This is a genomic window from Siminovitchia sediminis (genome assembly GCF_042680885.1).
Lineage (GTDB): Bacteria > Bacillota > Bacilli > Bacillales > Bacillaceae_C > Siminovitchia > Siminovitchia sediminis.
Window position 1 is genome coordinate 44791 of sequence record NZ_JBHUEO010000019.1, and the last position, 21227, is coordinate 66017.

Below are 21227 nucleotides of genomic sequence, written 5' to 3' on the forward strand. Positions count from 1 at the left end.
CTTATTAGAGTAGGTGAACACATAAATGTGCGGTTTTATCGGTTGTATGCATCATCATCCAACAGATGAGGCAAAAACAAATGAGAAGTTATTGATGGAAATGAACAATATTATTACTCACCGCGGTCCAGATGATAAAGGGTATTATCAAGATGAGCATGTCCAATTTGGATTTAGAAGACTCAGCATCATTGACATTGAAAGCGGCAGCCAGCCTCTTTCATTTGAAAATGAGCGTTACTGGATTATTTTCAATGGAGAAGTCTATAACTTTGTAGAGCTCCGTGAAGAACTTGAGAAAAAAGGACTGGTGTTTGTAACAGGTTCAGACACAGAGGTAATCGTTGCTTTATATAGCGAGCTGAAGGAAGAAGCGGTAAAGAAATTGAGAGGCATGTTTGCCTTCTTAATTTGGGATAAAGAGAAAAAAGAATTATTTGGTGCCAGAGATCCATTCGGCATAAAGCCCTTCTTTTATATTGAAGAAAAAGACAGGACCTTATTTGCTTCCGAGAAGAAAAGTATTTTACTTGCTTTAGATAAAAAAGAGCTCAATACAGAAGCTCTCCAGCAGTATATGACCTACCAATTTGTTCCCGAGCCGGAAACAATGACCCGGCATATCAAGAAGCTGGAGCCTGGCCATTATTTTACTCAGAAGCCTGGTGAGCCCATTCAGATTCAGCGTTATTGGAGAGCAAGCTTCAAACCGGATGTTCATAAGACAGAAGAAGATTTTATCAAAGAAATTAGAGAGGTCTTATTCGATTCGGTTAACTTTCATATGCGAAGCGATGTTCCGGTCGGTTCATTTCTGTCAGGAGGAATCGATTCGTCAATCATTGTTTCTATTGCCAAACAATTTCACCCGAAAATCAAAACATTTTCCGTTGGTTTTGAGCGTGAAGGGTTTAGTGAAATTGATGTTGCAAAAGAGACGGCTGACAGGCTGGGCGTGGAAAATATCAGTTACGTCATCAGTCCGGAAGAATATATGAAAGAACTACCAAAAATCATGTGGCATGCAGATGATCCATTGGCTGATCCTGCCTGCGTCCCACTTTATTTTGTAGCCAGAGAAGCTAGAAAGCATGTAACAGTTGTATTGTCCGGTGAAGGAGCAGATGAGCTTTTTGGCGGTTATAATATTTACAGAGAACCGCAGTCTCTTGAAATGTTCAATAAAATTCCTCAAGTCGGCAAAGCATTGCTGCGGGGACTGGCCAAAACTCTTCCTGAGGGAGTGAAAGGGAAAAGTTTTATTGAACGCGGAGTGACACCTCTTGAGCAAAGATACATCGGTAACGCTAAAATGTTTGAGGAAGAGGAAAAGAAAGAACTGTTAAATCATTATCATCGGGATGTCCATTATCTTGATGTGACCAAACCTCTTTATGCAGAAACGAAAGGCTATGCCCCTGTTGAGCGGATGCAGTATATTGATATCCATACATGGATGCGAGGGGATATTTTACTTAAAGCTGACCGGATGACAATGGCCCACTCGCTCGAGCTTAGAGTTCCTTTCCTTGATACGAAAGTGTTTGAAGTTGCATCAACAATTCCAACAAGCTTAAAAACAGCTGAAGGGACAACGAAATATGTCTTAAGGAAAGCAGCAGAAGGCATTGTTCCTGACCATGTGTTGAATCGGAAAAAGCTCGGATTTCCCGTTCCGATCCGCCACTGGCTGAAAAACGAAATGTATGATTGGGCGAAGGACATGATTAAAACAAGCGATACCGATCATTTAATCCATAAGGAATATGTGTTAAATCTATTGGAGGATCATTGCCAAGGCAAAATGGATTATAGCCGTAAAATTTGGACAGTGCTGGTATTCATGGTATGGCATGCTGTCTTTGTAGAAGATCGGTATGATTTTGAACAAGAAATGGCAGCCGCGGCTCACTCCTGAGTATAAGTGAGGGCCTGGCTGCCCATTTGCACCCATGACTTTTTAAAGTCATTGATGGGTGCTTTTTTATTTTTCTTTCCTGTTAAAGGGTCATTGAAATAAACGTAATTCTGGTCATAGCCGGTAATCAGCACGGAATGCTCTTTCTTTGTAATTTTCACCGGACCGCTTGCCGTTTCCCAAACTTCAAAATATGAATCCGGCAGTTCGCGATATTCTGCGTTGATGATCACCCATACAGGCCTTCCGTCAGAAAGCGGAACTTTTAGCTCTTCAAAAGATTCTCCGGTTAAATTGACCATTCTTCCGGATAAATAAGTTTCTCCAAGCTCCATAATGGGGCCATGATAAACACCGAGACCGGGATTATCGAAGTTGTACATATCACCGACAAACCCATGATGAGGGTTGCCGAAGTAGACCTTGCCATCTTTCACAACATATGGAGAAGAATCTTTTTTTACTTTCTCGGCGAGTTCCATTTTGTCAACACTCGTCCCTGCACTTTCCAGCAGCATGGCAAGTGATGTCACTTCACAGCCGCGCGGCAGTTCCGGCAGTTGATGAACGACAGGAAGATCAAGAAGTACTTTGTCCTTAATTTCGATCAGCTGAAATTCACTTGTTCGGTTCACCTCTTGTAAAGCAGAGGCAACCTCATGATCTGAATCAGTACTTGTATTGTATAAAACCATAGTAAAAATGAAAGCAGCCATCCAAAAGGATAATAAAGACTTGAACGAACTGCTTCTATTTCTAAATAAAATGAGGACAAGCACTATCAAAAGGGCAATCCCAATGATCAGCCATGCATTCATAAGATGATCTCCTTTTTTAAAATAAATCTCTTATGGTTAACATCGGCTCGAATGGTAAAAATTTTACTGTTTCAATCGCTTATTTTGTTTTTGCAAATTTTGATAGTATCGGCCTCTTTCGGCATATTCCCTGGAGATACGCTCCATTTCTGAACGATCATGTTCATTGACTTCACGGATTACTTTTGCCGGGCGCCCGAAAGCTACTGTATGAGGCGGAATGATTTTTCCCTGGGGTACAAGGCTGCCGGCACCGATAAAGGCTCCTTCCCCAATTTCGGCATTATCCAAAATAATTGACCCCATTCCAATCAGGGCTTTTTTCCGAATGATGGCACTATGCAGTATGACTTGATGCCCAATGGTCACTTCATCCTCAATAATCAGCGGGTTACCCGGACTTTGATGCAGAACAGAATTATCTTGAATGTTCACCTTCTTTCCGATAATGGTCGGAGCAACATCTCCTCTGATCGTGCAGTTAAACCAAATGCTGGACTGTTCTCCAATCATCACATCGCCTGTAATGGTCGAATAATCTCCAACAAAAACAGAAGAAGGGATTTGTGGAATTTTCCCTTTATAAGAATACACAGACACCCTATACACCCTTTCAGCCAAATCGTTTAAACCTATCATAGCGCTTTCGGCAAGTTGTTGTCACTCCTCATTCGACAGGTGCCTGGCACGCCCCGGAATATGTCGAATGGTTTGAAAATGAAGTTTTTCCGCCTCCAGGCAAGATTTCCAGGGTGAAAAAAGGGTAAAATAAATAGAGAAATGAAATAAGAAGGGGAGTTATAGATATGCGGAGGTGGGAAGCAGCAGGGAAGGCCAAGGGTGTGATGGTCATTGTACACGGGGCCATGGAACACCAGGGCAGATACAAGTGGCTCCGTGAAATGTGGGTTTTAAACGGATATCACGTTGTCATAGGAGACTTGCCCGGTCAGGGGTTGACTACAAGATCTCACAGAGGGCACATTGATTCATTCAAAGAATATGTGGTGGAAGTAAAAAAGTGGCTCCGAGAAGCAGAAGAGTATGGATTGCCCGTTTTCCTCCTGGGACATAGTATGGGCGGCTTGACCGTTATCCGCCTTCTTCAGGAAGAAAATGAAAATATTGCGGGAGTTGTTTTATCCTCTCCCTGCCTTGGGCTCGTCCATTATCCGCCCATGCCCGTCAATGCATTGTCCGTCGGTTTAAATTGGATTGCTCCGGAGCTGAAAGTGGAAAGTCAATTGGATATCCATCTGGCCACGCGTAATGCGGATGAGAAAGACCGGGCTCTGAATGACAGTCTGTACGTGACTAAAGTATCTATCCGCTGGTATCGGGAATTATTGAAAGCGATGAAAGATGCTTTCGCTAACATTTCAAACTTTCCAGATATACCTCTTTTAGTTATGCAGGGCGGGGATGACAAAATTGTCCAGAAAGCCGATGTCCAAAGATGGTTTAATGGGCTGCCTCTATCCGAGAAACTTTATAAGGAATGGCCGGCATGTTATCATGAGATATTCAACGAGCCGGAAAGATACGTAATTTTCGACTATGCCAAAAATTTCACAGACCTGCAGGTTCGGCTGTTAGATCAACTAAAGCAAGGTGATGTTTCTCGTGTTGCCAACCCATCCCCTATCACTCATGAATAAAGTATACAAGGAAGTTCTGCCTGCAGTTCATCAAGAGTTGTCCTATTGGAAAGAAAGGGCATCCGCTATTCCCGATAAAGAGCTCAGGCAGCAGGCCCTTGCAAGTATCCGTGATAAAACCTTTCATTGCGAAGGAGGAGCCATCATGGCTCTCACCGCTTTAGAACATCAAAGAGAAGCCATAACATTCATAGTGGCCTATCAAACGATCAGCGATTATCTAGATAACTTATGCGACCGAAGCACTTCCATGGACCCAAAGGATTTTGCTGCTTTGCACGAATCCATGGCAGATGCCTTGACCCTTGGCGCGCCTGAGCGTGATTATTATCGTTATAGAGAAGAACGGGAGGATGCAGGGTATCTGGCAGAATTAAAAAGAACGTGCCAGGCCGTTTTGGAAAAAGTACCGGACTATGAGGTGATCAAGCCCTTTTTACTTGAGCTTTGCAAGTATTATTGTGATTTGCAAGTACATAAGCACGTATCCATCGAAGAGCGCGAGGAACGTCTCGAAAAATGGTTTAAACAGCATGAACGGATTCTTCCCAAAATGGAGTGGCATGAATTTTCAGCATGCTCCGGCTCCACACTCGGGATATTTTGCCTTGTTTCCTACGGATTCAGAGGTGATATGGAGGAAAAGCATGCAAGGACTATTCGTGAAGGTTATTTTCCTTACATACAGGGGCTTCACATTTTGCTTGATTACTTCATTGATCAGGAAGAGGATCGTGAAGGCGGGGATTTAAATTTCTGCTTTTACTATAAAAATAATGAAGAAATGCTTAACCGTTTCATTCATTTCATGGAAGAGGCTGATCGTCATACAAATAATCTGCCGGACGGGAGGTTTCATCAGCTGATCCACCGAGGGCTGCTCGGTATATATCTTTCCGACCGGAAAGTAATGGAACAGGCCGATGTGAGGGCAATCGCCAAAAAATTGATCAAACGCGGCGGACTCATCAGTTATTTCTTTTATTGGAACGGACGAGCCTACCGGGCATTTCAACGAATGTTTGCCGGATCGGAAAAGTGGGTCTCTGCTCCCGTTAAATCATAATATGTACAGAGGACTCCTTAAACAAATCCTATCTGCCAGAAGTCTGTTTGTTTGCCAGTCATTCATTGGAAACCTGTCATACCATTGGAAAGCGGATAGACTTGTGTAACACCTGGATGTTCTGCGCCTCTAACGTGCCTTCCCGAAGTTCTATATTTCACGCAAGGGGCTTTTGCCAAAAACCCTTGCGTGAAAACCAATCACCAAAAACAGGTGCCTGCTGGGTAGCGGAGTTGGAATTATTTTTTTTCAAATGCCAATAAAAATGGCGGATTATTTTTTTGGTTAATAAAACCATATTGGAGGACATGGACTTTGGATTGGTCCAAATCTTTAGCAAAAGCTAACACGTGATCGCGTTCAAGGGCCCCCTCTTCATGGCCGGGATAGATGACAAGACACAGAACGCCTCCTTTTTCTAACACAGACAACAGTTGAGTGATGGCAGCAATCGTTGTTTCAGGTTGAGTGACAACCGTTTTGTCACCGCCCGGCAAATAGCCGAGATTGAACATGGCTCCACTGATTTTGCCGTGTGTCTCTTGAGGCAGGGACTCCGTGAGAGTTTCATGGCCTCTCTGAAACAAGGTCACCCTGTCAGCAACGCCGTTTTCCTCCAGAAGCGAAGTGGTATTTTGGATGGCCTGCTGCTGGATATCAAAACCAAATACACGGCCGTTTTTCCCGACAAGCTTGGCGAGGAACAAGGTATCGTTTCCGTTGCCGACAGTCCCGTCAATGGCGTTTCCGCCGGGTCTGACTACCCTCTGCATCAGGGAACGGGCATGCGAAAGTACCCCTTCAATGTTCATAACGGTTGACCTCCTTCTTTTTCTACAAGAAATTGTATCATAACTGTACAGAAGAGAGTACAAACTATAAATGGCAGGTGTAACGCCAAGCCATAGGAAAAGGGGAGGATGTTTTGACAACACGGGAGTCCATTGATTCTTTTATCAATAAATGTGAATCGGCCATTTTATATGCCGAGGAGCAGTACGAGCAAGGGAGACGGCAAGAGCACTATCATGACGTGGAATATAGTGATGCTTTGCATGAGCTGGAGTCCATGACCCAACAGATTCAAAAAATGGCCGACAGTGCCAATGCGCAGCAAAGGGAACAGCTTCACCGGGTTCGCCTTAAGGTACAACAGCTTCAAAACAAAATGATTCTTTTGGACCATGACAGACCGATCTACAGCACATGGCACTAAGTTAGATCAGCCTGCAGAGAACAGGAGATGTCTCTGCAGGCTGTTTTGTTTTAAAACAGGCTTAAGACTTTCTGGTTGATATCATCTTGAAAACATGTCTAAAATTGTCTACAATGGGGAATAAAGGACTTATATATACTAACGGTTAAAAAGGACCAGTAATGGTGTCATCCTGTTTTCAGAGAGCCGGCGGATGGTGGGAGCCGGCCGGGACCATCATGAACTCCCCTTTTATTCTGCAGGTGTGAAGGAAGCTTGCCGCTATCGGCAGTATTCTTGTAATGCTTGCCGTTTTCTGCGTTAAAGATCAAGAAGCGAGTGGCCTTTTCACTAATTTGGGTGGTACCGCGGGAGACAACAACCTCTCGTCCCAGGATTTATTTGGGGATGGGGGTTTTTTTAATTGAACAAGTCAGGAGGCATTTTCATGGGTTACAGCCATAAGGAAGTAGAAAAAAAATGGCAGCACTATTGGGAAGAAAATAAAACATTTAAAACGACAGATGATGAACAGAAAGAAAAATTCTATGCGCTGGATATGTTTCCGTATCCGTCGGGAGCCGGGCTTCACGTCGGGCATCCCAAAGGATATACGGCATCCGATATTCTAGCTCGCATGAAACGCATGCAGGGATATAATGTACTTCATCCGATGGGATGGGATGCATTTGGTTTGCCGGCAGAGCAGTACGCTATCGATACCGGAAACGATCCTGCTGAATTTACTGCACATAATATTGAAACGTTCCGCCGCCAAATAAAATCTCTCGGTTTTTCATATGATTGGGACAAGGAGATCAATACAACAGATCCTGAATACTACAAATGGACGCAATGGATCTTTTTAAAATTGTTTGAGCATGGTCTTGCGTACGTTGATGAAGTCCCTGTGAACTGGTGCCCGGCATTGGGAACGGTACTGGCAAATGAGGAAGTCATTGATGGAAAGAGTGAGCGTGGCGGACATCCTGTGGAACGCCGCCCCATGAAACAGTGGATTTTAAGAATAACGAAATATGCAGACCGTCTATTGGAAGACCTGGAAGACCTTGATTGGCCGGAGAGTATCAAGGAAATGCAAAGAAATTGGATCGGCCGTTCTGAGGGTGCGGAAGTTACTTTTGCCATCGATGGGCACCCGGAATCGTTTGATGTCTTTACAACCCGCCCTGACACATTGTTTGGAGCGACGTATGCTGTCCTTGCTCCGGAACATCCATTAGTTGAAAAAATTACTTCTCCTGAACAAAAGTCGGATGTTCAGGCCTATATTGATCAAATCAAGTCAAAAAGCGACCTGGAAAGAACAGACCTTGCGAAAGAGAAGACAGGGGTGTTTACAGGGGCTTATGCCATCAATCCGGTAAATGGTGAAAGGATTCCAATTTGGATTGCGGATTATGTGTTGATGAGTTATGGTTCAGGGGCCATCATGGCAGTTCCTGCACACGATGAGCGCGACTATGAATTTGCGAAAAAGTTTGGCCTAGAAATCAGAGAAGTAGTGGCTGGCGGCAATGTCAATGAAGAAGCCTATACTGGAGACGGCCCTCATGTAAATTCAGGGTTTTTAGATGGGATGAACAAGGATGACGCCATTTCTGCGATGATTGAATGGCTTGAAAAAGAAAGCTGCGGTACGAAGAAGATTACTTACCGGCTCCGTGACTGGCTGTTCAGCCGCCAGCGATATTGGGGAGAGCCGATTCCAATCATTCATTGGGAAGATGGAACGATGTCTGCTGTTCCAGAGGACCAGCTTCCGGTACTATTGCCTGAAACGGATGAGATCAAGCCTTCAGGTACAGGAGAATCTCCACTTGCCAATATTACAGACTGGCTGCACGTGGAAGATCCGGAAACCGGGAGAAAAGGACGCCGTGAAACGAATACAATGCCGCAGTGGGCGGGAAGCTGCTGGTATTACTTACGATTTATTGATCCGCATAACAGAAAAGAGCTCGCAGATAAAAAGTTATTGAAGGAATGGCTGCCGATTGATATTTATATCGGCGGTGCTGAGCATGCCGTACTTCACTTACTCTATGCCCGCTTCTGGCATAAATTTTTATATGATATCGGCGTTGTCCCAACGAAAGAGCCGTTCCAAAAACTGTTTAACCAGGGAATGATTCTTGGGGAAAATCATGAAAAAATGAGTAAGTCCAAAGGAAATGTCGTCAATCCGGATGATATCGTAGAAAGCCATGGGGCAGATACGCTCCGTTTATATGAAATGTTTATGGGGCCGCCTGAAGCTTCAGCTGCATGGTCCACAACAGGCTTGGACGGAGCACGGCGTTTCCTTGATCGAGTCTGGCGCTTGCTTGTTGCCGATGACGGAAACCTGAGCAGTAAAGTCAAAGAGGTGACAGGCGGTGACCTTGAAAAGGTCTATCACCAAACGGTCAAGAAAGTAACAGAAGACTATGAAGCGATGCATTTCAATACGGCCATTTCGCAATTAATGGTCTTTATCAATGAAGCTTATAAAACGGACGTACTTCCTAAGGAATATATGGAAGGATTTGTTAAAATGTTGTCCCCCATTGCTCCTCATATTGCTGAAGAATTATGGGAAAAGCTGGGCCATCATGAAACAATTACGTATGAATCTTGGCCTGTTTACGACGAATCCAAGCTTGTCGCAGACGAGGTGGAAATTGTCGTTCAGGTGAATGGGAAAGTTCGTTCCAAGCTGGTCGTATCCCGTGAAGCCGGTAAAGCAGAATTGGAAGAACTTGCGTTGAAAGATGAAAAAATCCAATCCGTTATTGAAGGAAAAACGGTTCGTAAAGTCATTGCAGTACCAGGAAAACTTGTAAATGTGGTAGCAAACTAAAAGGCTGTACTTTCGGTCGTCATCACAATTGATGACGGCCGTTTTCTATTAGCTGGGACAGTCCTTCACTGCCAATATGGCTTTTTCAAAGAAGTTTGCTGCCTCCGATTGCCTATCCATTAGGTTCGTCGGCAAGTTGAGTCCATACAAGCTGATTGGCGGTAAATGCAAACTTTGGTTCCGCTGCATAATTTCTATGATGATTCAGTAAGCTTTGTTATAATGAGTAAGTAATTTTAATGAAAGGTGATCAATAATGGAGGTTAAAACAATTAAAGCCGATGAGGTCAAGACCAAGCTGGCAAACGGTGAGACACTTTTCTTAATAGATGTACGTGAGAATGAGGAGGTGAGGGAAGGAATGATTCCCGAGGCTGTTCATATTCGTATGGGGGACATTCCTGGGCACCTCGATCAATTCAATAAGGAGACTGAATATATTATTATTTGCAAAGCCGGCGGCCGAAGCCATAGAGTTTGCGAATATCTCACAGCCCATGGATATAAGGCAGTGAACATGGTGGGCGGTATGGACGACTGGAACGGCGAAACCAAGCCGAAACAATAGGAAATGAAAAATTCTCAATTGTATAAAATCTTTTCTGCCCGTCTATACTGTGGTTAAAAACGGAGAGGTGGGTGCCATGCTGCAGGTAAAGCTGTTTGATTGTGAACATGAAAAAGACTTAGAAGAAGAAATCAATCAATTCATCGGCGGGCTGGAACAAAAGCAAGTGGTGGATATAAAATATAACATCGCTGCCCTTCGCGAAGGGACGGACGAACAAATTTACTGTTTCAGCGCTATGGTTATGTATATAAAATAAGGGCTCCAACGCACGGAGCCCTTTTATTTTTCCTGGCTGTACATAGCGCTGTTTACTCCTGCCAGGCGTCCTGTTACAAGTGCCGCTGTAATATTATAACCTCCAGTGTATCCATAAATATCCAGTATTTCTCCGCAAAAATAGAGCCCCGGCATTTTCTTGGAGGCCATCGTTTTTGGTTCGATTTCTTTTATAGAGACACCTCCGCCGGTCACAAAGGCTTTTTCAAGAGGCAGCGTTCCATTTACGGTAAATCTGAATTGTTTGCATACCTGTGTGAAGTTTTTAATTTTCTCGGATGAAACAGTTGTGCATGGAGCCGAGGGGTCCAGGTGGCTTTGTTCCAGCAGGAATAGCAGGTACCGTTCCGGAAGCAGGCCTTTCCAGGCATTTTTGAGCGCCTTTTTGGGCTCGTCCTTTGCCAGCTTGACCAGCTTTTGAAAAAGTTCCTCCTGATTGATGGCCGGAAGTGCATCAAGGTTCATGACCACTTTAGCTAATTCCCATTTTTTCTTGGCCTTAACAACAAATTGGCTGCATCGCAAAACAGCCGGTCCTGAAATACCGAAATGGGTAAAAATCATGTCCATTTGATGGGTAATAAGCGGTTTTCCTTTGGGGTTGAGGACACTTAGTGCAACATCCCTTAAAGAAAGTCCCTGCAGCGTCTTTTCTATAATAAAAGATTCATCAGAAGTAAGCGGGACCTCTGTCGGAAAAAGTTCGGTTACGGTATGGCCGGCTTTTTGCGCCCATGGATAGCCATCCCCTGTCGAACCCGTCTGTGGAACAGATTTTCCGCCGACAGCCACAACGACAGCCCGGCTTTTTATTGTCTCTCCTGTTTTCAGCAGAACGCCTGCAGTTTTTCCATTGTCATAAAGAACATCTTCCACCGAACAATGGATACGGATCTCGACCCCGAGCCTTTTCATATAATCCAATAAGGCATCGACAACGGATTGTGCCCGGTTGGAAACCGGAAACATGCGGCCGTGGTCTTCTTCTTTCAGCTGAATTCCAAGATTTTCGAAAAAGCGGATAATATCTTCGTTATTAAAAATGGAGAAGGGCCCGTACAAAAAGCGGCCGTTGCCAGGGATATGACGGATGATTTCTTCAATAGGCAGCCGGTTGGTTACATTGCATCTTCCTCCGCCGGAAATTGCCAGCTTTCTGCCAAGCTTATCGCCTTTATCGATTAAAAGCACCTGTGCGTGTTGTTCGGCTGCTGCAATAGAGGCCATTAACCCGGAAGGTCCTCCGCCAATTACAATTACATCATATGTCAATATCAATCATCACCTTCATTTTCCATTTCAATCTTTTTATTGTAAATGGCTGATTAACCAAAAGCAAATCACAAGAGGTGTCTCATTGTCAAAACGAGTCGATCACTGTAAACTAGAACAGGGGATAGAATGGATTACTTACATAAATCAAAATAACGGAGAGTCAGATGCTGAATGTCATCTAAATTAATTCGAGGAACTTTTATATTAACGCTGGGCACAATTTTATCCAAAGTGCTTGGCCTTCTCTATGTCATTCCTTTTTATAAAATCATCGGCGGGGCTGATCAGGCTGCGCTTTATACGTTCGGTTATGTGCCTTATACGATCTTTATCAGTATTGCGACGGCGGGTGTCCCGCTTGCTGTATCAAAATATATTGCGAAATATAATGCACTGGAAGAATATGCGGTTGGGCGCAAGTTATTTCGCTCGGGCATTTATGTCATGCTGGGAACAGGGGTTGTTTCCTTTCTCGCTATGTACGGGCTGGCGCCGTGGCTGGCTGAAATTGTATTAAAAGGCGCTGAATCCGAATATTCAACGGAAGATGTAGCAGCGGTCATCAGGGCTGTCAGTTTCGCCTTATTAATTATTCCGGTCATGAGTTTGATGAGGGGATTCTTTCAAGGACACCAGTCTATGGGGCCTTCAGCAGTATCAACGGTTGTAGAACAGCTGGCAAGGATTATCTTTTTGCTGTCAGGAGCTTTTATCGTTTTATATGTATTAAAAGGAAGTATGGTAACCGCCATCAGTGTTGCCACATTTGCGGCCTTTATCGGCGGTTTGTCCAGTTTTGCCGTTCTTTTATGGTATTGGAAGAAACGCAAGCCGGGATTGGATGAGCTTTTGCAGCACGACCGGCGTTCCATGGATGTCTCATTGCCAAATATGTATAAGGAAATCCTTATGTATGCTTTTCCATTTGTTATGGTTGGCATTGCGAATCCCTTGTATCAATTTATTGACCAAATCACGTTCACACGTGCGATGGCAGCAGCCGGAAATGCGTCAGGAGCACTCGATGCTCTTGGAATATTAAATATGACTACACACAAGCTTGTTATTATTCCTGTTTCATTGGCAACTGCTTTCGCCTTGACCATTGTCCCTCTAGTCACAGAATCTTTTGTGAAAAATGACAGAAGACAGATGTTTCGCCAATTGGACCAAACTTTTCAAGTACTGCTCTTTATTACGATGCCGGCGGCCATCGGCTTGTCGCTTTTGGCAGAGCCCATGTACACCATGTTTTATGAATACGACGAGTATGGAGCTCAAGTATTGCGCGCTTACGCACCTGTTGCTATTTTGTTTGCATTATACTCAGTTACCGCTGCTATTCTTCAAGGAATCAATGAGCAGCGATTTACGATGCTGAGCCTTCTAACAGGGCTGCTGGTCAAATTGGCTGTAAATATCCCATTGATCCGATTGTTTGCTGCGGAGGGAGCAGTATACGCCACAGCATTAGGATATGGGACAGCGATTTTCATTAACTTTATAGTCATCAAAAAATTTGCACGCTATCCATTAAAGCTTGTGTACAGAAGGACTATATTAATAGGGATTTTTAATCTGGTGATGGCGGTGCCGGTGTATCTGATATACAAAGGCCTGTTATGGTTCCTGACACCGGAATCTACGATTCAGTCCATACTCATCATCGTCATATGTGCTGGAGCAGGGGCAGTAATCTATGGATATCTTGGTCTGAAATCAGGCCTGGCAGATCGATTGTTTGGTTCCAGAGTTCAAAAAATAAAACAAAGGCTGCGGTTGGAATAAAAGAAAAAAGAGGCTGCCCAAACGGCGCCTCTTTTTCCCCCATGTTACTTATGGAAGGTCATAATATTCTGGACGGGTGAAACCCAATTGCCTTTCGATCCTTGACACTCGCCGGTCCAATCTTTCAAACTGGTTTCTGAGTCGATCCACTTGCCGTTCAAGCTGGTCTATTCTTCTATTAATATTGCCGCCTCCGCCTCCCGGAAAGCCGGGGAATCCAGGAAAGAATTGGCCTTGCTGTCCTGTCTGAGGTTGAAAATCCATTGGCTGCATGCCTGTTGGCTGCATGCCCGTCGGAAACTGCTGCATCCCCGTTGGCATTGGCTGCATTCCTGTACCCATTGGAGGCTGTTGTCTGTAATCCATGATATTTCACTCCATTCTTTTCATTCCTGCATCAATAGCCTATGTAAACACGGAAAAAGCGTATAGACGATCGCCCAATTGGGTATTTTTCCAAAAAATAATCTGGGGGTAAATCCGTTGAGAATTGATAAATTATTGGCCAATATGGGGTACGGAAGCCGTAAAGACGTAAAAAAGCTATTACGAAGCGGAAAAGTCACAGTGAACGGAGAATCGGTCAAGGACGGAAAGTTTCAAGTCGATCCTGTAAAAGATACCGTGCTGGCTCTTGGCGAGGAAGTCCATTATAAGGAATTTGTTTATTTTATCATGAACAAACCGCCTGGATTCATTTCGGCGACAGAAGACATACAAGAACAAACCGTTATTGATCTGCTTGATCCAGAAGATGTTATTTTTCAGCCGTTTCCCGTCGGACGTCTTGATAAAGATACTGAAGGATTGTTGATCTTGACAAATGATGGTCAAACGGCGCATCAGCTGCTTTCACCGCAAAAGGAAGTTCCCAAAACTTATTTTGCTGTCATTAATTCAACCGTAACGGAAGAGGATAGAAAGGTATTCGAAAAGGGAGTCACTCTGAATGATGGCTATCAAACCAAGCCTGCCAATCTGGAGATCATTAAATCTGGGATCTATTCTGATGTTGAGATTACGATTACAGAAGGTAAATTTCATCAAGTTAAGCGTATGTTTGAAGCAGTCGGAAAAAAGGTGCTGTATTTAAAACGCCTCTCCATGGGGCCCATTATGCTGGATGAGACTTTGGAGGCCGGAGAATATCGAGAAATGACCGAAGAAGAAATCCAACAGATCCATTCGTATGTAAGCAGTAAAACAGAACACCGCTAAAGAGGAAAAGCCCTGGAGAAGGCATATCCCTGCTCCGGGGCTTGGCTTATAAAAGTCGGGGGCTTCGAGGCGCCTCCGCTTTTCTAATGGTCTAACGACGCACAGAATGTGCCTTCAGAAGGCAGGGGCTCGAGGTTGCTCCGGTCTACCCGATGAAGGCAAAGAGAATGCCTCCTTTGGTTCGCCCCCCATCCTTGCCGCCCCTGTGCAGCCGTCTTGCGCTTTTCTTATTGTCCAGCTCCGGCGCCTAGCCCCTCGAGGTCATAAGCCAATCACAGCTGAAGGCAAAGAACGCCTTCTTCTGTGCTCGTCTTATGCTTGTCGGGGCTGATCGAGGCGCTTCCGCTTTTCTAACTACGACGTAATTTTCACTTTTTTATCGGTTGTTGTCCACTTCCCGCGACGCGGGCTGCTAATCAGGTCATTGTATTCTAACACATTCAAATCCCTTTGAATGGTGCGAGGTGTACTTCCGAATGCGTCTGCCAATTCCCGTGTGGAAACTGTACCATTTTCCCGGATGTATAAGTATACATCTTTAATTCTGGTAAGCATTCTGTCTGTTGATGGTTTCAAAAAACCACTCCCTCATCTTAAATTTCCTTGGCAGAAGGTGCGGACAGCTATGCCTGTTGCTTTGGATTTGTATAAAGTTGAAGGACAACTCCTTTACATCGTATGGTAGACATCACCGATAGCAAAACTTAATTGTCAGACACTTCTATTTTAACTTATTTATTTGGATAAAGAAAGCTTTATAAGCGGCTTGGAAAGATTTGTCGGTTGCCAGCCAGTATTCCCTCTATAAGAAAAACTGAAACCTTTGCAATGCCTGCCCGTAGGGAATAGTGTTAAGCAGAAAGGAATGAATTCGCTATGTCACTACTCACGGTCGATATAAAGGAAGCCGGCTATAAAAATAAGGAACCTGCCATCTCAAATGTACACTTTGCTTTGGAACAGGCAAGCCTGACTGGAATGATCGGAGCCAATGGAGCAGGAAAAAGTACGACCATTAAAGCAATTTTAGGAGAATTGCCTTTCCTGGAAGGAACGATCGAAATGGAAGAAGGGACAGCCTATTCATATATACCCGAAAGGCCAGTGTATTATGATGAACTGACTTTATGGGAGCATTTTGAGTTTGTTGGAGCAGTTGAACAGCTGGGGGAGGGGCATCTAAACTATGCCCGAGAATTATTGAAAAAGTTCCGTCTTTATGAACGGATGCATGAATTCCCGGGAACGTTCTCCAAAGGAATGCAGCAAAAGGGAATGATCGCACTTGCATTATTTACGGGACCCCGGTTGTTAATCATTGACGAACCATTCATGGGACTGGATCCTTCTTCCACCCGAATGCTGCTTGAATTATTAGATGAAGAAAAGAATAAGGGGACCGGGATTCTCATGTGTACGCATATATTGGATACCGCCCAGCGGATATGCGACTCATTCATCGTCATCGAGCGTGGAACGGTGAAGGCAGCCGGAAACTTGTCAGAGGTACTCACCCAATGCGGCGCCGGCGATGGAAGTTTGTATTCCTGCATTACAACAGAGGATGAGCTCAATGACTAGCCGCCAGCTGCTTTTTCGAAGAATCAGGGAAAACTGGCATTTTCAATACTCTGTACTAAAGTCTGTTGTAGACTGGACCGTTCTAGTTTACCTTGTATTGCCCGCTGTTGGTATTTCTTTCTTTATTTACAGGTCCTGGTGGATAGAGGCGCCAGGCTGGATAGAATCTGTTCCTTTCGGACTGTTTTTTTCGATTTGTTTCTTTTTATTGTGGGGAAGTACCTTCCAAACCTATATCAGAGAAGCCGACAATGTTTTTTTGCGAAAACAAGAGCGGCTTATGCTTCGCATGAAGCAGGGTGGAATAGTCCTATCCTCGATGACAGCTATTCTTTCAGGAGGATTCTTATCAGCACTTATAGCCCCTTTTTGGATGTTGCATTACGGATACACAGGTACCGATCTGGCGCTGTTTCTCAGTCTATGGGTCTCTTTAAAATGGATGATCATGGGGATCAACAGCAGGATGAATGTTCAGCTGAGTGGGTGGAGGAGTTTCATCAGAGGGATTCCTGTTGCTGCTTTTGCTGCATGTATTTGGTGGGGAAGCTATCATGCGTTTCTGTCAGGCAGCTTGATCTCTATGTTTTCCATTGTCTTGTTTAATACACTGGTCTCTATGTTGTTCGTTAGGAAACGATTTACCTCGATACATACTTTTGAGCAGGATCTGTCCATTGATCAAAAGGTAAAATATAAGTATACGGAATTCATTTTCGGGTTATCTATGGACATGGAAAAACTCCCAAAGCCAAAACCGGTTCGCAGGAGTCCCAGACTTTACTCCCGATCCAATCGGATTTTCTCCAGGCGTACCGAAAAAAATGCCTTCTTGGAACTGTTTATTAAAGTCACGGTCCGTGATACTCAATATATCAGGGGCTATTTGCAAATACTGGGTGTTACATCGGCAGCCATTGTTTTTATACCGCCATTCTGGTTAAAGCTAACAATAGTGATCTCGGGGTATTTTTTTCTGATGATCTGGATAGGCATTGTTTGGTATAGGGTGGCGGGCAGCCATCCTTTTACTAAAAAATACACGGAAAATTACGGCTATGCGAAAGCTAAACGGCTGGTGACCATCATCCTCTCCATCCCCTATATTTTTATCAGCGGAGCGTACATTGTAATGTTCCAGTCTCTTTCCCTTTTTTTAGCCGGATAAATCGTTGTACAATAAGAACATTGACAATAGTCCAAAGGAGTATTAAACATGGCAAAAATCGACTGGAAACAAGAAGTGCATAAACGAAAGAATGAATTAATCCAAGATTTACAAGGATTGCTTCGCATTCGCAGTGTTTTGAATGAAACGAATGCAACCGAAGAAGCCCCTTTGGGGACCGGAGTAAAAAAAGCGCTGGAGTACTTGCTCGATCTGGGAAAAAGAGACGGGTTTCTGATTAAGAATGTAGGTAACCTTGCCGGTCATCTTGAAATGGGCTCCGGTGACGGGCTGATTGCAGCCCTTTGCCATGTGGATGTTGTTCCGGAAGGAGATGGCTGGATTGTTGATCCATTTGGCGGTGAGATCAGAGAGGGAAGAATATACGGCAGAGGAGCGATTGATGATAAAGGGCCTACCATAGCTGCATATTATGGGATGAAAATTGTAAGAGATCTTGGCCTGCCTATTGATAAGCGTATCCGGTTAATTATTGGGACAGATGAGGAAAGCAAATGGCGATGTGTCAATCATTATTTTGAGAATGAAGAAATGCCTGATAGGGGATTTGCCCCTGACGCAGACTTTCCGGTTATCCATGCAGAAAAGGGAATAGCTGACTTTGACTTAAAACAAAATCGTAATTCTTTAAGAGAAAAAGGGGCGAAAATTACGCTTATTTCCTTTTTTTCAGGCAGACGTTATAATATGGTTCCAGATTACGCACGGGCAGTATTGGACATCCAGCAGGAACAAACTGAGATTCTCCAGCAGTTTAACGACTTTATCTATCGTCAGGAATTAACCGGGAGATATTATGTAGAAAGCGGCTATGTTGTACTGGAACTTGAAGGAATATCTGCCCATGGAATGGAACCGGATCACGGAAAAAACGCCGGGCTGCTTCTTGCAGGTTTTCTGTCGACCATTAAAATAGATCGGAAAGGAATGGAATTTATTAAAGCAGCTGTTCACTTTTTTTTGGGTGATTCAAGAGGAAGGGCGCTGGGCGTACAACATAAAGATGAGCAGATGGGGGATGTCACGATTAATGTAGGCATCATGACGTATAACGATGAAGACGGCGGTCGTTTTGGTTTAAATATGAGGTATCCTGCATCCTTCTCCTTGGATGAGGGGATGGAGAAAATTATGAGGGCAGCAGAAGAATTTCATTTCCAGGTGTCGGATATTTCAAACTTAAAGCCGCATTATGTACCGGCCGATGACATACTAATACAAAAACTGGTGAAAGTCTATGAACAGCAGACAAACGAAAAGGCAGAATTGCTCGCCATCAGCGGAGGAACATATGCACGTTCCTTACAATCGGGCGTTGCTTTTGGTGCTTTGTTTCCCGGCAGGCCGGATGTGGCCCATCAAAAAGATGAATATATGGAATTAGAGGATTTGCTTAGGGCTGCGGCATTATATGCCCAGGCATTTTACGAGCTTGCTCTAGATGAATAAAACAGGAGGAAGAAGATATGGGGAAGATCATTTTAGGTGATCAACTTATGGAACGATCTGTTATCGGCATTGATCTGGAAGATCGGGGATATCAATTTGGTGACGGTGTTTACGAAGTCATCCGGGTATACGAAGGAAAGCTTTTTACCATGAAGGAACATATCGGCCGGCTATATCAAAGTGCAAAAAAAATAAAAATAACCATCCCTTTGGCACCTGAGCAGATGATGGACCTTGTTGAAAAGCTTGTCGCAGAAAATAAAGTTTATGATGGCTCCGTCTATATGCAAGTAACCCGAGGGGCTGCACCGCGGACACACATGTTTCCGACTCCTGAAAGTAAGACGAAGCCAGTATTTACGGCTTATACAAATGAAGTAGCCAGACCCGGGAATTTAATGAAACACGGGGTGAAAGCTGTCACGGCAGAAGATATCCGCTGGCTGCGCTGCGATATTAAAAGCCTGAATTTGCTTCCGAATGTTTTAGCCAAGCAGGAAGCAGCTGAAGCCGGATGCTACGAAGCCATATTGCACCGCTCCGGCACTGTGACGGAAGGCTCATCTTCCAATGTGTACATTGTAAATAGAGGTGAAGTCCGCACGCACCCTGCCAACCATTTTATTTTGAACGGTATTACCAGGCAGGAATTGCAAAAGCTTTGTATAGAGAACAGCATTCCGTTTGTTGAAAGAGCATTTACTTTGGAAGATTTATTCCAGGCAGATGAGGTTTTCATTACAAGTACGACATCTGAAATAATGCCAATTGTTGAGATTGACGGAAAGACAGTCGGAAATGGCACACCTGGACAAATGGTTCGGATGTTACAAACGCTATTTGAACAAAGAATTATTGCGGAATCAAAAGCACATATGTAAAGGAGCCCTGTTCCATGGACACAAGCCACTATTTTTTTGCGCTATCCTTGCCAAATGAAGTGAAAGACCCATTATGGGAGATCAGCCAACAAGCCAAAGAAATATTTCCTTTTAAAAGTTGGGTTCACCATGCTGATTATCACATCACATTAGCTTTTTTGGGTAAGGCAGAACAACACATGCTGGCTGATGCTGTTTCCCATGTAAGAGAATCTTTACAAGGGGTGCCATCCTTTCAACTGAGCCTAAACCATGCAGGGACATTCGGACGTCAAGATGCACCAAGAATTCTCTGGGTCAATACAAAAGATAGTGCATCTCTAAGGCGTGTACGTGATCATGTTTATACGGCATGCGGAAAAGCCGGATTTCAACTGGAAACAAGGCCGTTTAAACCGCATATTACCATTGCCAGAAGCTGGGTGAGTGAAAGGAAATTTCAGATGAAGGCTCTCGAAGAAAGTGTTTTCTCGTGCTTGCCTGATACTGTTTTTTCCATCAAAGAGGTGGTACTTTACCGAACTCACCCGCAAAAGTTACCAAAGTATGAAAAAGCCGAGTGTTTTCCGCTCGTATAGAAAAAGAGAGGTTGCATAAAGGAAAATGGCGCAGCTCATTAAATTGAATGATTATATTTCTCGATATGAAGTTGATTTATCCCACTACACCTCATTATTTGTAAGACTGAAAAAAAGGCGATGGGACTCTATACTGGACTCAACGGCCAACGTACTTGAACGAAATGAGCTGAAACAGGCATTTCTGGATCAGCTCTTTGTTTCGCAAATTAAATGGGCTAGCTCAACTGTATTTAAGAAGTCCTATCCCCATTCAGGCATATATTCAGATTCGCGCCTTCGGAAACTTGTTCAGCGATTTCCGGATTCATTTATGCTGATGTATACTCCTGTAATGCAGCTGAAAAAAGCCAGAATACAGCTTGATGTTTATATGCTCCTTCCTTCCAAGCTGGTCTGTATGGTGTTTTTGGAGGATGGAGAAGAGGCTCTATATATCGGGACACATGAACATTTCTGGAAGAAGAGTTATAGAAATAAAGAAGAGAAAGTTCTTAATCCGGTCTTGCCGCTTCGGAGAATGGAAAATATAGCAGCCCAGATTTTCCGGGCCAGAGGCATTGAATGGCCTATTGAAAAAATCATAGTTTCAGAGAACAGCTATATTACCTATCCTGATGTTCCAGCTGACATTCGGATTGTAGACAGACAACATTATGAGGCATGGATTCAAGAACTGCGGTCGTATCATTCCCCGATGAAGCTTATGCAATTTAAGGCTGCCAAAGCATTGCTCGAACAATGCGTAAAGACAAGCGCAAAGAGATCCGACTGACAATAGTTAAGAAATGTACCGGAAAAACAAGTAACCAAGGATTGGGTCTTGACGAAAAAAGTCGGTTCGCGGTAAACTTTAAGGAAGGATGGCTATTGTTGTATTCTCGTATATCCAATAGCTGTCTT

General features: G+C 43.9%; 21 protein-coding genes and 1 other annotated feature. Of the genes, 15 read left to right on the forward strand and 6 right to left on the reverse strand.

The features are described 5' to 3' along the window. Positions 1-25: 25 nt before the first annotated feature. A complete protein-coding gene (gene asnB, locus ACFSCZ_RS08505) occupies positions 26-1918 on the forward strand; it encodes an asparagine synthase (glutamine-hydrolyzing) (protein ID WP_380773453.1) in 1893 nt (630 codons plus the stop codon). Here asnB and ACFSCZ_RS08510 read toward each other — a convergent pair. Both ACFSCZ_RS08510 and ACFSCZ_RS08515 read right to left on the reverse strand, forming a co-directional pair. After that, positions 1909-2736, reverse strand: coding sequence for a C39 family peptidase (locus tag ACFSCZ_RS08510; RefSeq protein WP_380773454.1), 828 nt, complete (start codon positions 2734-2736; stop codon positions 1909-1911). The genes asnB and ACFSCZ_RS08510 overlap by 10 nt on opposite strands. A gap of 63 nt (positions 2737-2799) precedes the next feature. Beyond that, positions 2800-3336 carry a gamma carbonic anhydrase gene (locus tag ACFSCZ_RS08515; protein WP_380773455.1) on the reverse strand — a complete coding sequence of 179 codons (537 nt, stop codon included), beginning with the start codon at positions 3334-3336 and terminating at the stop codon, positions 2800-2802. Between the two features lie 206 nt (positions 3337-3542). Here ACFSCZ_RS08515 and ACFSCZ_RS08520 point away from each other — a divergent pair, with 206 nt between their 5' ends. Together ACFSCZ_RS08520 and ACFSCZ_RS08525 are read left to right on the forward strand one after the other, a co-directional pair. After that, complete coding sequence (locus ACFSCZ_RS08520) at positions 3543-4394, forward strand: alpha/beta hydrolase (protein ID WP_380773456.1); 852 nt, start codon at positions 3543-3545, stop codon at positions 4392-4394. Further along, positions 4351-5460: a tetraprenyl-beta-curcumene synthase family protein gene (locus ACFSCZ_RS08525; protein ID WP_380773457.1), complete on the forward strand. Its 1110-nt coding sequence runs from the start codon at positions 4351-4353 to the stop codon at positions 5458-5460. The genes ACFSCZ_RS08520 and ACFSCZ_RS08525 overlap by 44 nt, the downstream gene beginning before the upstream one ends. A 239-nt stretch (positions 5461-5699) precedes the next feature. On the opposite strand, the gene mnmM is transcribed toward ACFSCZ_RS08525, so the two are convergent. Then, positions 5700-6272: a tRNA 5-(aminomethyl)-2-thiouridylate-methyltransferase MnmM gene (mnmM, locus tag ACFSCZ_RS08530; RefSeq protein ID WP_380773458.1), complete on the reverse strand. Its 573-nt coding sequence runs from the start codon at positions 6270-6272 to the stop codon at positions 5700-5702. A 113-nt stretch (positions 6273-6385) separates the two neighbouring features. Here mnmM and ACFSCZ_RS08535 point away from each other — a divergent pair, with 113 nt between their 5' ends. The 4 genes from ACFSCZ_RS08535 (at position 6386) to ACFSCZ_RS08550 (ending at position 10345) form a co-directional block, all read left to right on the forward strand. After that, complete coding sequence (locus tag ACFSCZ_RS08535; protein WP_380773459.1) at positions 6386-6676, forward strand: YtzC family protein; 291 nt, start codon at positions 6386-6388, stop codon at positions 6674-6676. A gap of 137 nt (positions 6677-6813) precedes the next feature. Beyond that, positions 6814-7052 (forward strand) — a binding site (T-box leader). A 51-nt stretch (positions 7053-7103) separates the two neighbouring features. Further along, a complete protein-coding gene (gene leuS, locus ACFSCZ_RS08540; protein ID WP_380773460.1) occupies positions 7104-9518 on the forward strand; it encodes a leucine--tRNA ligase in 2415 nt (804 codons plus the stop codon). Between the two features lie 253 nt (positions 9519-9771). After that, on the forward strand, positions 9772-10086 hold the full coding sequence (locus tag ACFSCZ_RS08545; protein WP_380773537.1) for a rhodanese-like domain-containing protein: 315 nt from the start codon (positions 9772-9774) through the stop codon (positions 10084-10086). Positions 10087-10162: 76 nt separating this feature from the next. Further along, positions 10163-10345 (forward strand): sporulation protein Cse60, encoded by a 183-nt coding sequence (locus tag ACFSCZ_RS08550; protein ID WP_380773461.1) that lies wholly within the window; start codon positions 10163-10165, stop codon positions 10343-10345. Between the two features lie 23 nt (positions 10346-10368). Here ACFSCZ_RS08550 and ACFSCZ_RS08555 read toward each other — a convergent pair whose 3' ends face one another. Further along, positions 10369-11637: a BaiN/RdsA family NAD(P)/FAD-dependent oxidoreductase gene (locus ACFSCZ_RS08555; protein ID WP_380773462.1), complete on the reverse strand. Its 1269-nt coding sequence runs from the start codon at positions 11635-11637 to the stop codon at positions 10369-10371. A 174-nt stretch (positions 11638-11811) separates the two neighbouring features. Between ACFSCZ_RS08555 and ACFSCZ_RS08560 the strand changes: the two genes are divergently transcribed. Next, positions 11812-13428, forward strand: a complete 1617-nt coding sequence (locus ACFSCZ_RS08560; RefSeq protein ID WP_380773463.1) for a putative polysaccharide biosynthesis protein — start codon at positions 11812-11814, stop codon at positions 13426-13428. A 48-nt stretch (positions 13429-13476) separates the two neighbouring features. On the opposite strand, the gene ACFSCZ_RS08565 is transcribed toward ACFSCZ_RS08560, so the two are convergent. Then, positions 13477-13794: a hypothetical protein gene (locus ACFSCZ_RS08565; protein ID WP_380773464.1), complete on the reverse strand. Its 318-nt coding sequence runs from the start codon at positions 13792-13794 to the stop codon at positions 13477-13479. A 117-nt stretch (positions 13795-13911) separates the two neighbouring features. Between ACFSCZ_RS08565 and ACFSCZ_RS08570 the strand changes: the two genes are divergently transcribed. After that, positions 13912-14646 (forward strand): pseudouridine synthase, encoded by a 735-nt coding sequence (locus ACFSCZ_RS08570; RefSeq protein WP_380773465.1) that lies wholly within the window; start codon positions 13912-13914, stop codon positions 14644-14646. Between the two features lie 354 nt (positions 14647-15000). Here ACFSCZ_RS08570 and ACFSCZ_RS08575 read toward each other — a convergent pair whose 3' ends face one another. Next, a complete protein-coding gene (locus ACFSCZ_RS08575; protein WP_380773467.1) occupies positions 15001-15222 on the reverse strand; it encodes a DeoR family transcriptional regulator in 222 nt (73 codons plus the stop codon). 300 nt (positions 15223-15522) lie between these two features. On the opposite strand from ACFSCZ_RS08575, the gene ACFSCZ_RS08580 reads away from it, so the two are divergent. The 6 genes from ACFSCZ_RS08580 to ACFSCZ_RS08605 are packed head-to-tail and all read left to right on the forward strand — an operon-like array spanning position 15523 to position 21099. Then, positions 15523-16227 carry an ABC transporter ATP-binding protein gene (locus ACFSCZ_RS08580; RefSeq protein ID WP_380773468.1) on the forward strand — a complete coding sequence of 235 codons (705 nt, stop codon included), beginning with the start codon at positions 15523-15525 and terminating at the stop codon, positions 16225-16227. Further along, positions 16220-17395 (forward strand): ABC transporter permease, encoded by a 1176-nt coding sequence (locus ACFSCZ_RS08585; RefSeq protein WP_380773470.1) that lies wholly within the window; start codon positions 16220-16222, stop codon positions 17393-17395. Before ACFSCZ_RS08580 ends, ACFSCZ_RS08585 begins: the two co-directional genes overlap by 8 nt. Positions 17396-17443: 48 nt before the next feature. Beyond that, on the forward strand, positions 17444-18865 hold the full coding sequence (pepV, locus tag ACFSCZ_RS08590) for a dipeptidase PepV (protein WP_380773472.1): 1422 nt from the start codon (positions 17444-17446) through the stop codon (positions 18863-18865). 17 nt (positions 18866-18882) lie between these two features. After that, the gene (dat, locus tag ACFSCZ_RS08595) at positions 18883-19746 is read left to right on the forward strand and encodes a D-amino-acid transaminase (protein WP_380773473.1); all 864 of its coding nucleotides are present in this window, start codon (positions 18883-18885) and stop codon (positions 19744-19746) included. Between the two features lie 14 nt (positions 19747-19760). After that, positions 19761-20324 (forward strand): RNA 2',3'-cyclic phosphodiesterase, encoded by a 564-nt coding sequence (gene thpR, locus ACFSCZ_RS08600; protein WP_380773474.1) that lies wholly within the window; start codon positions 19761-19763, stop codon positions 20322-20324. 25 nt (positions 20325-20349) lie between these two features. After that, on the forward strand, positions 20350-21099 hold the full coding sequence (locus tag ACFSCZ_RS08605; RefSeq protein ID WP_380773475.1) for an NERD domain-containing protein: 750 nt from the start codon (positions 20350-20352) through the stop codon (positions 21097-21099). The last annotated feature ends 128 nt before the right edge of the window (positions 21100-21227 follow it).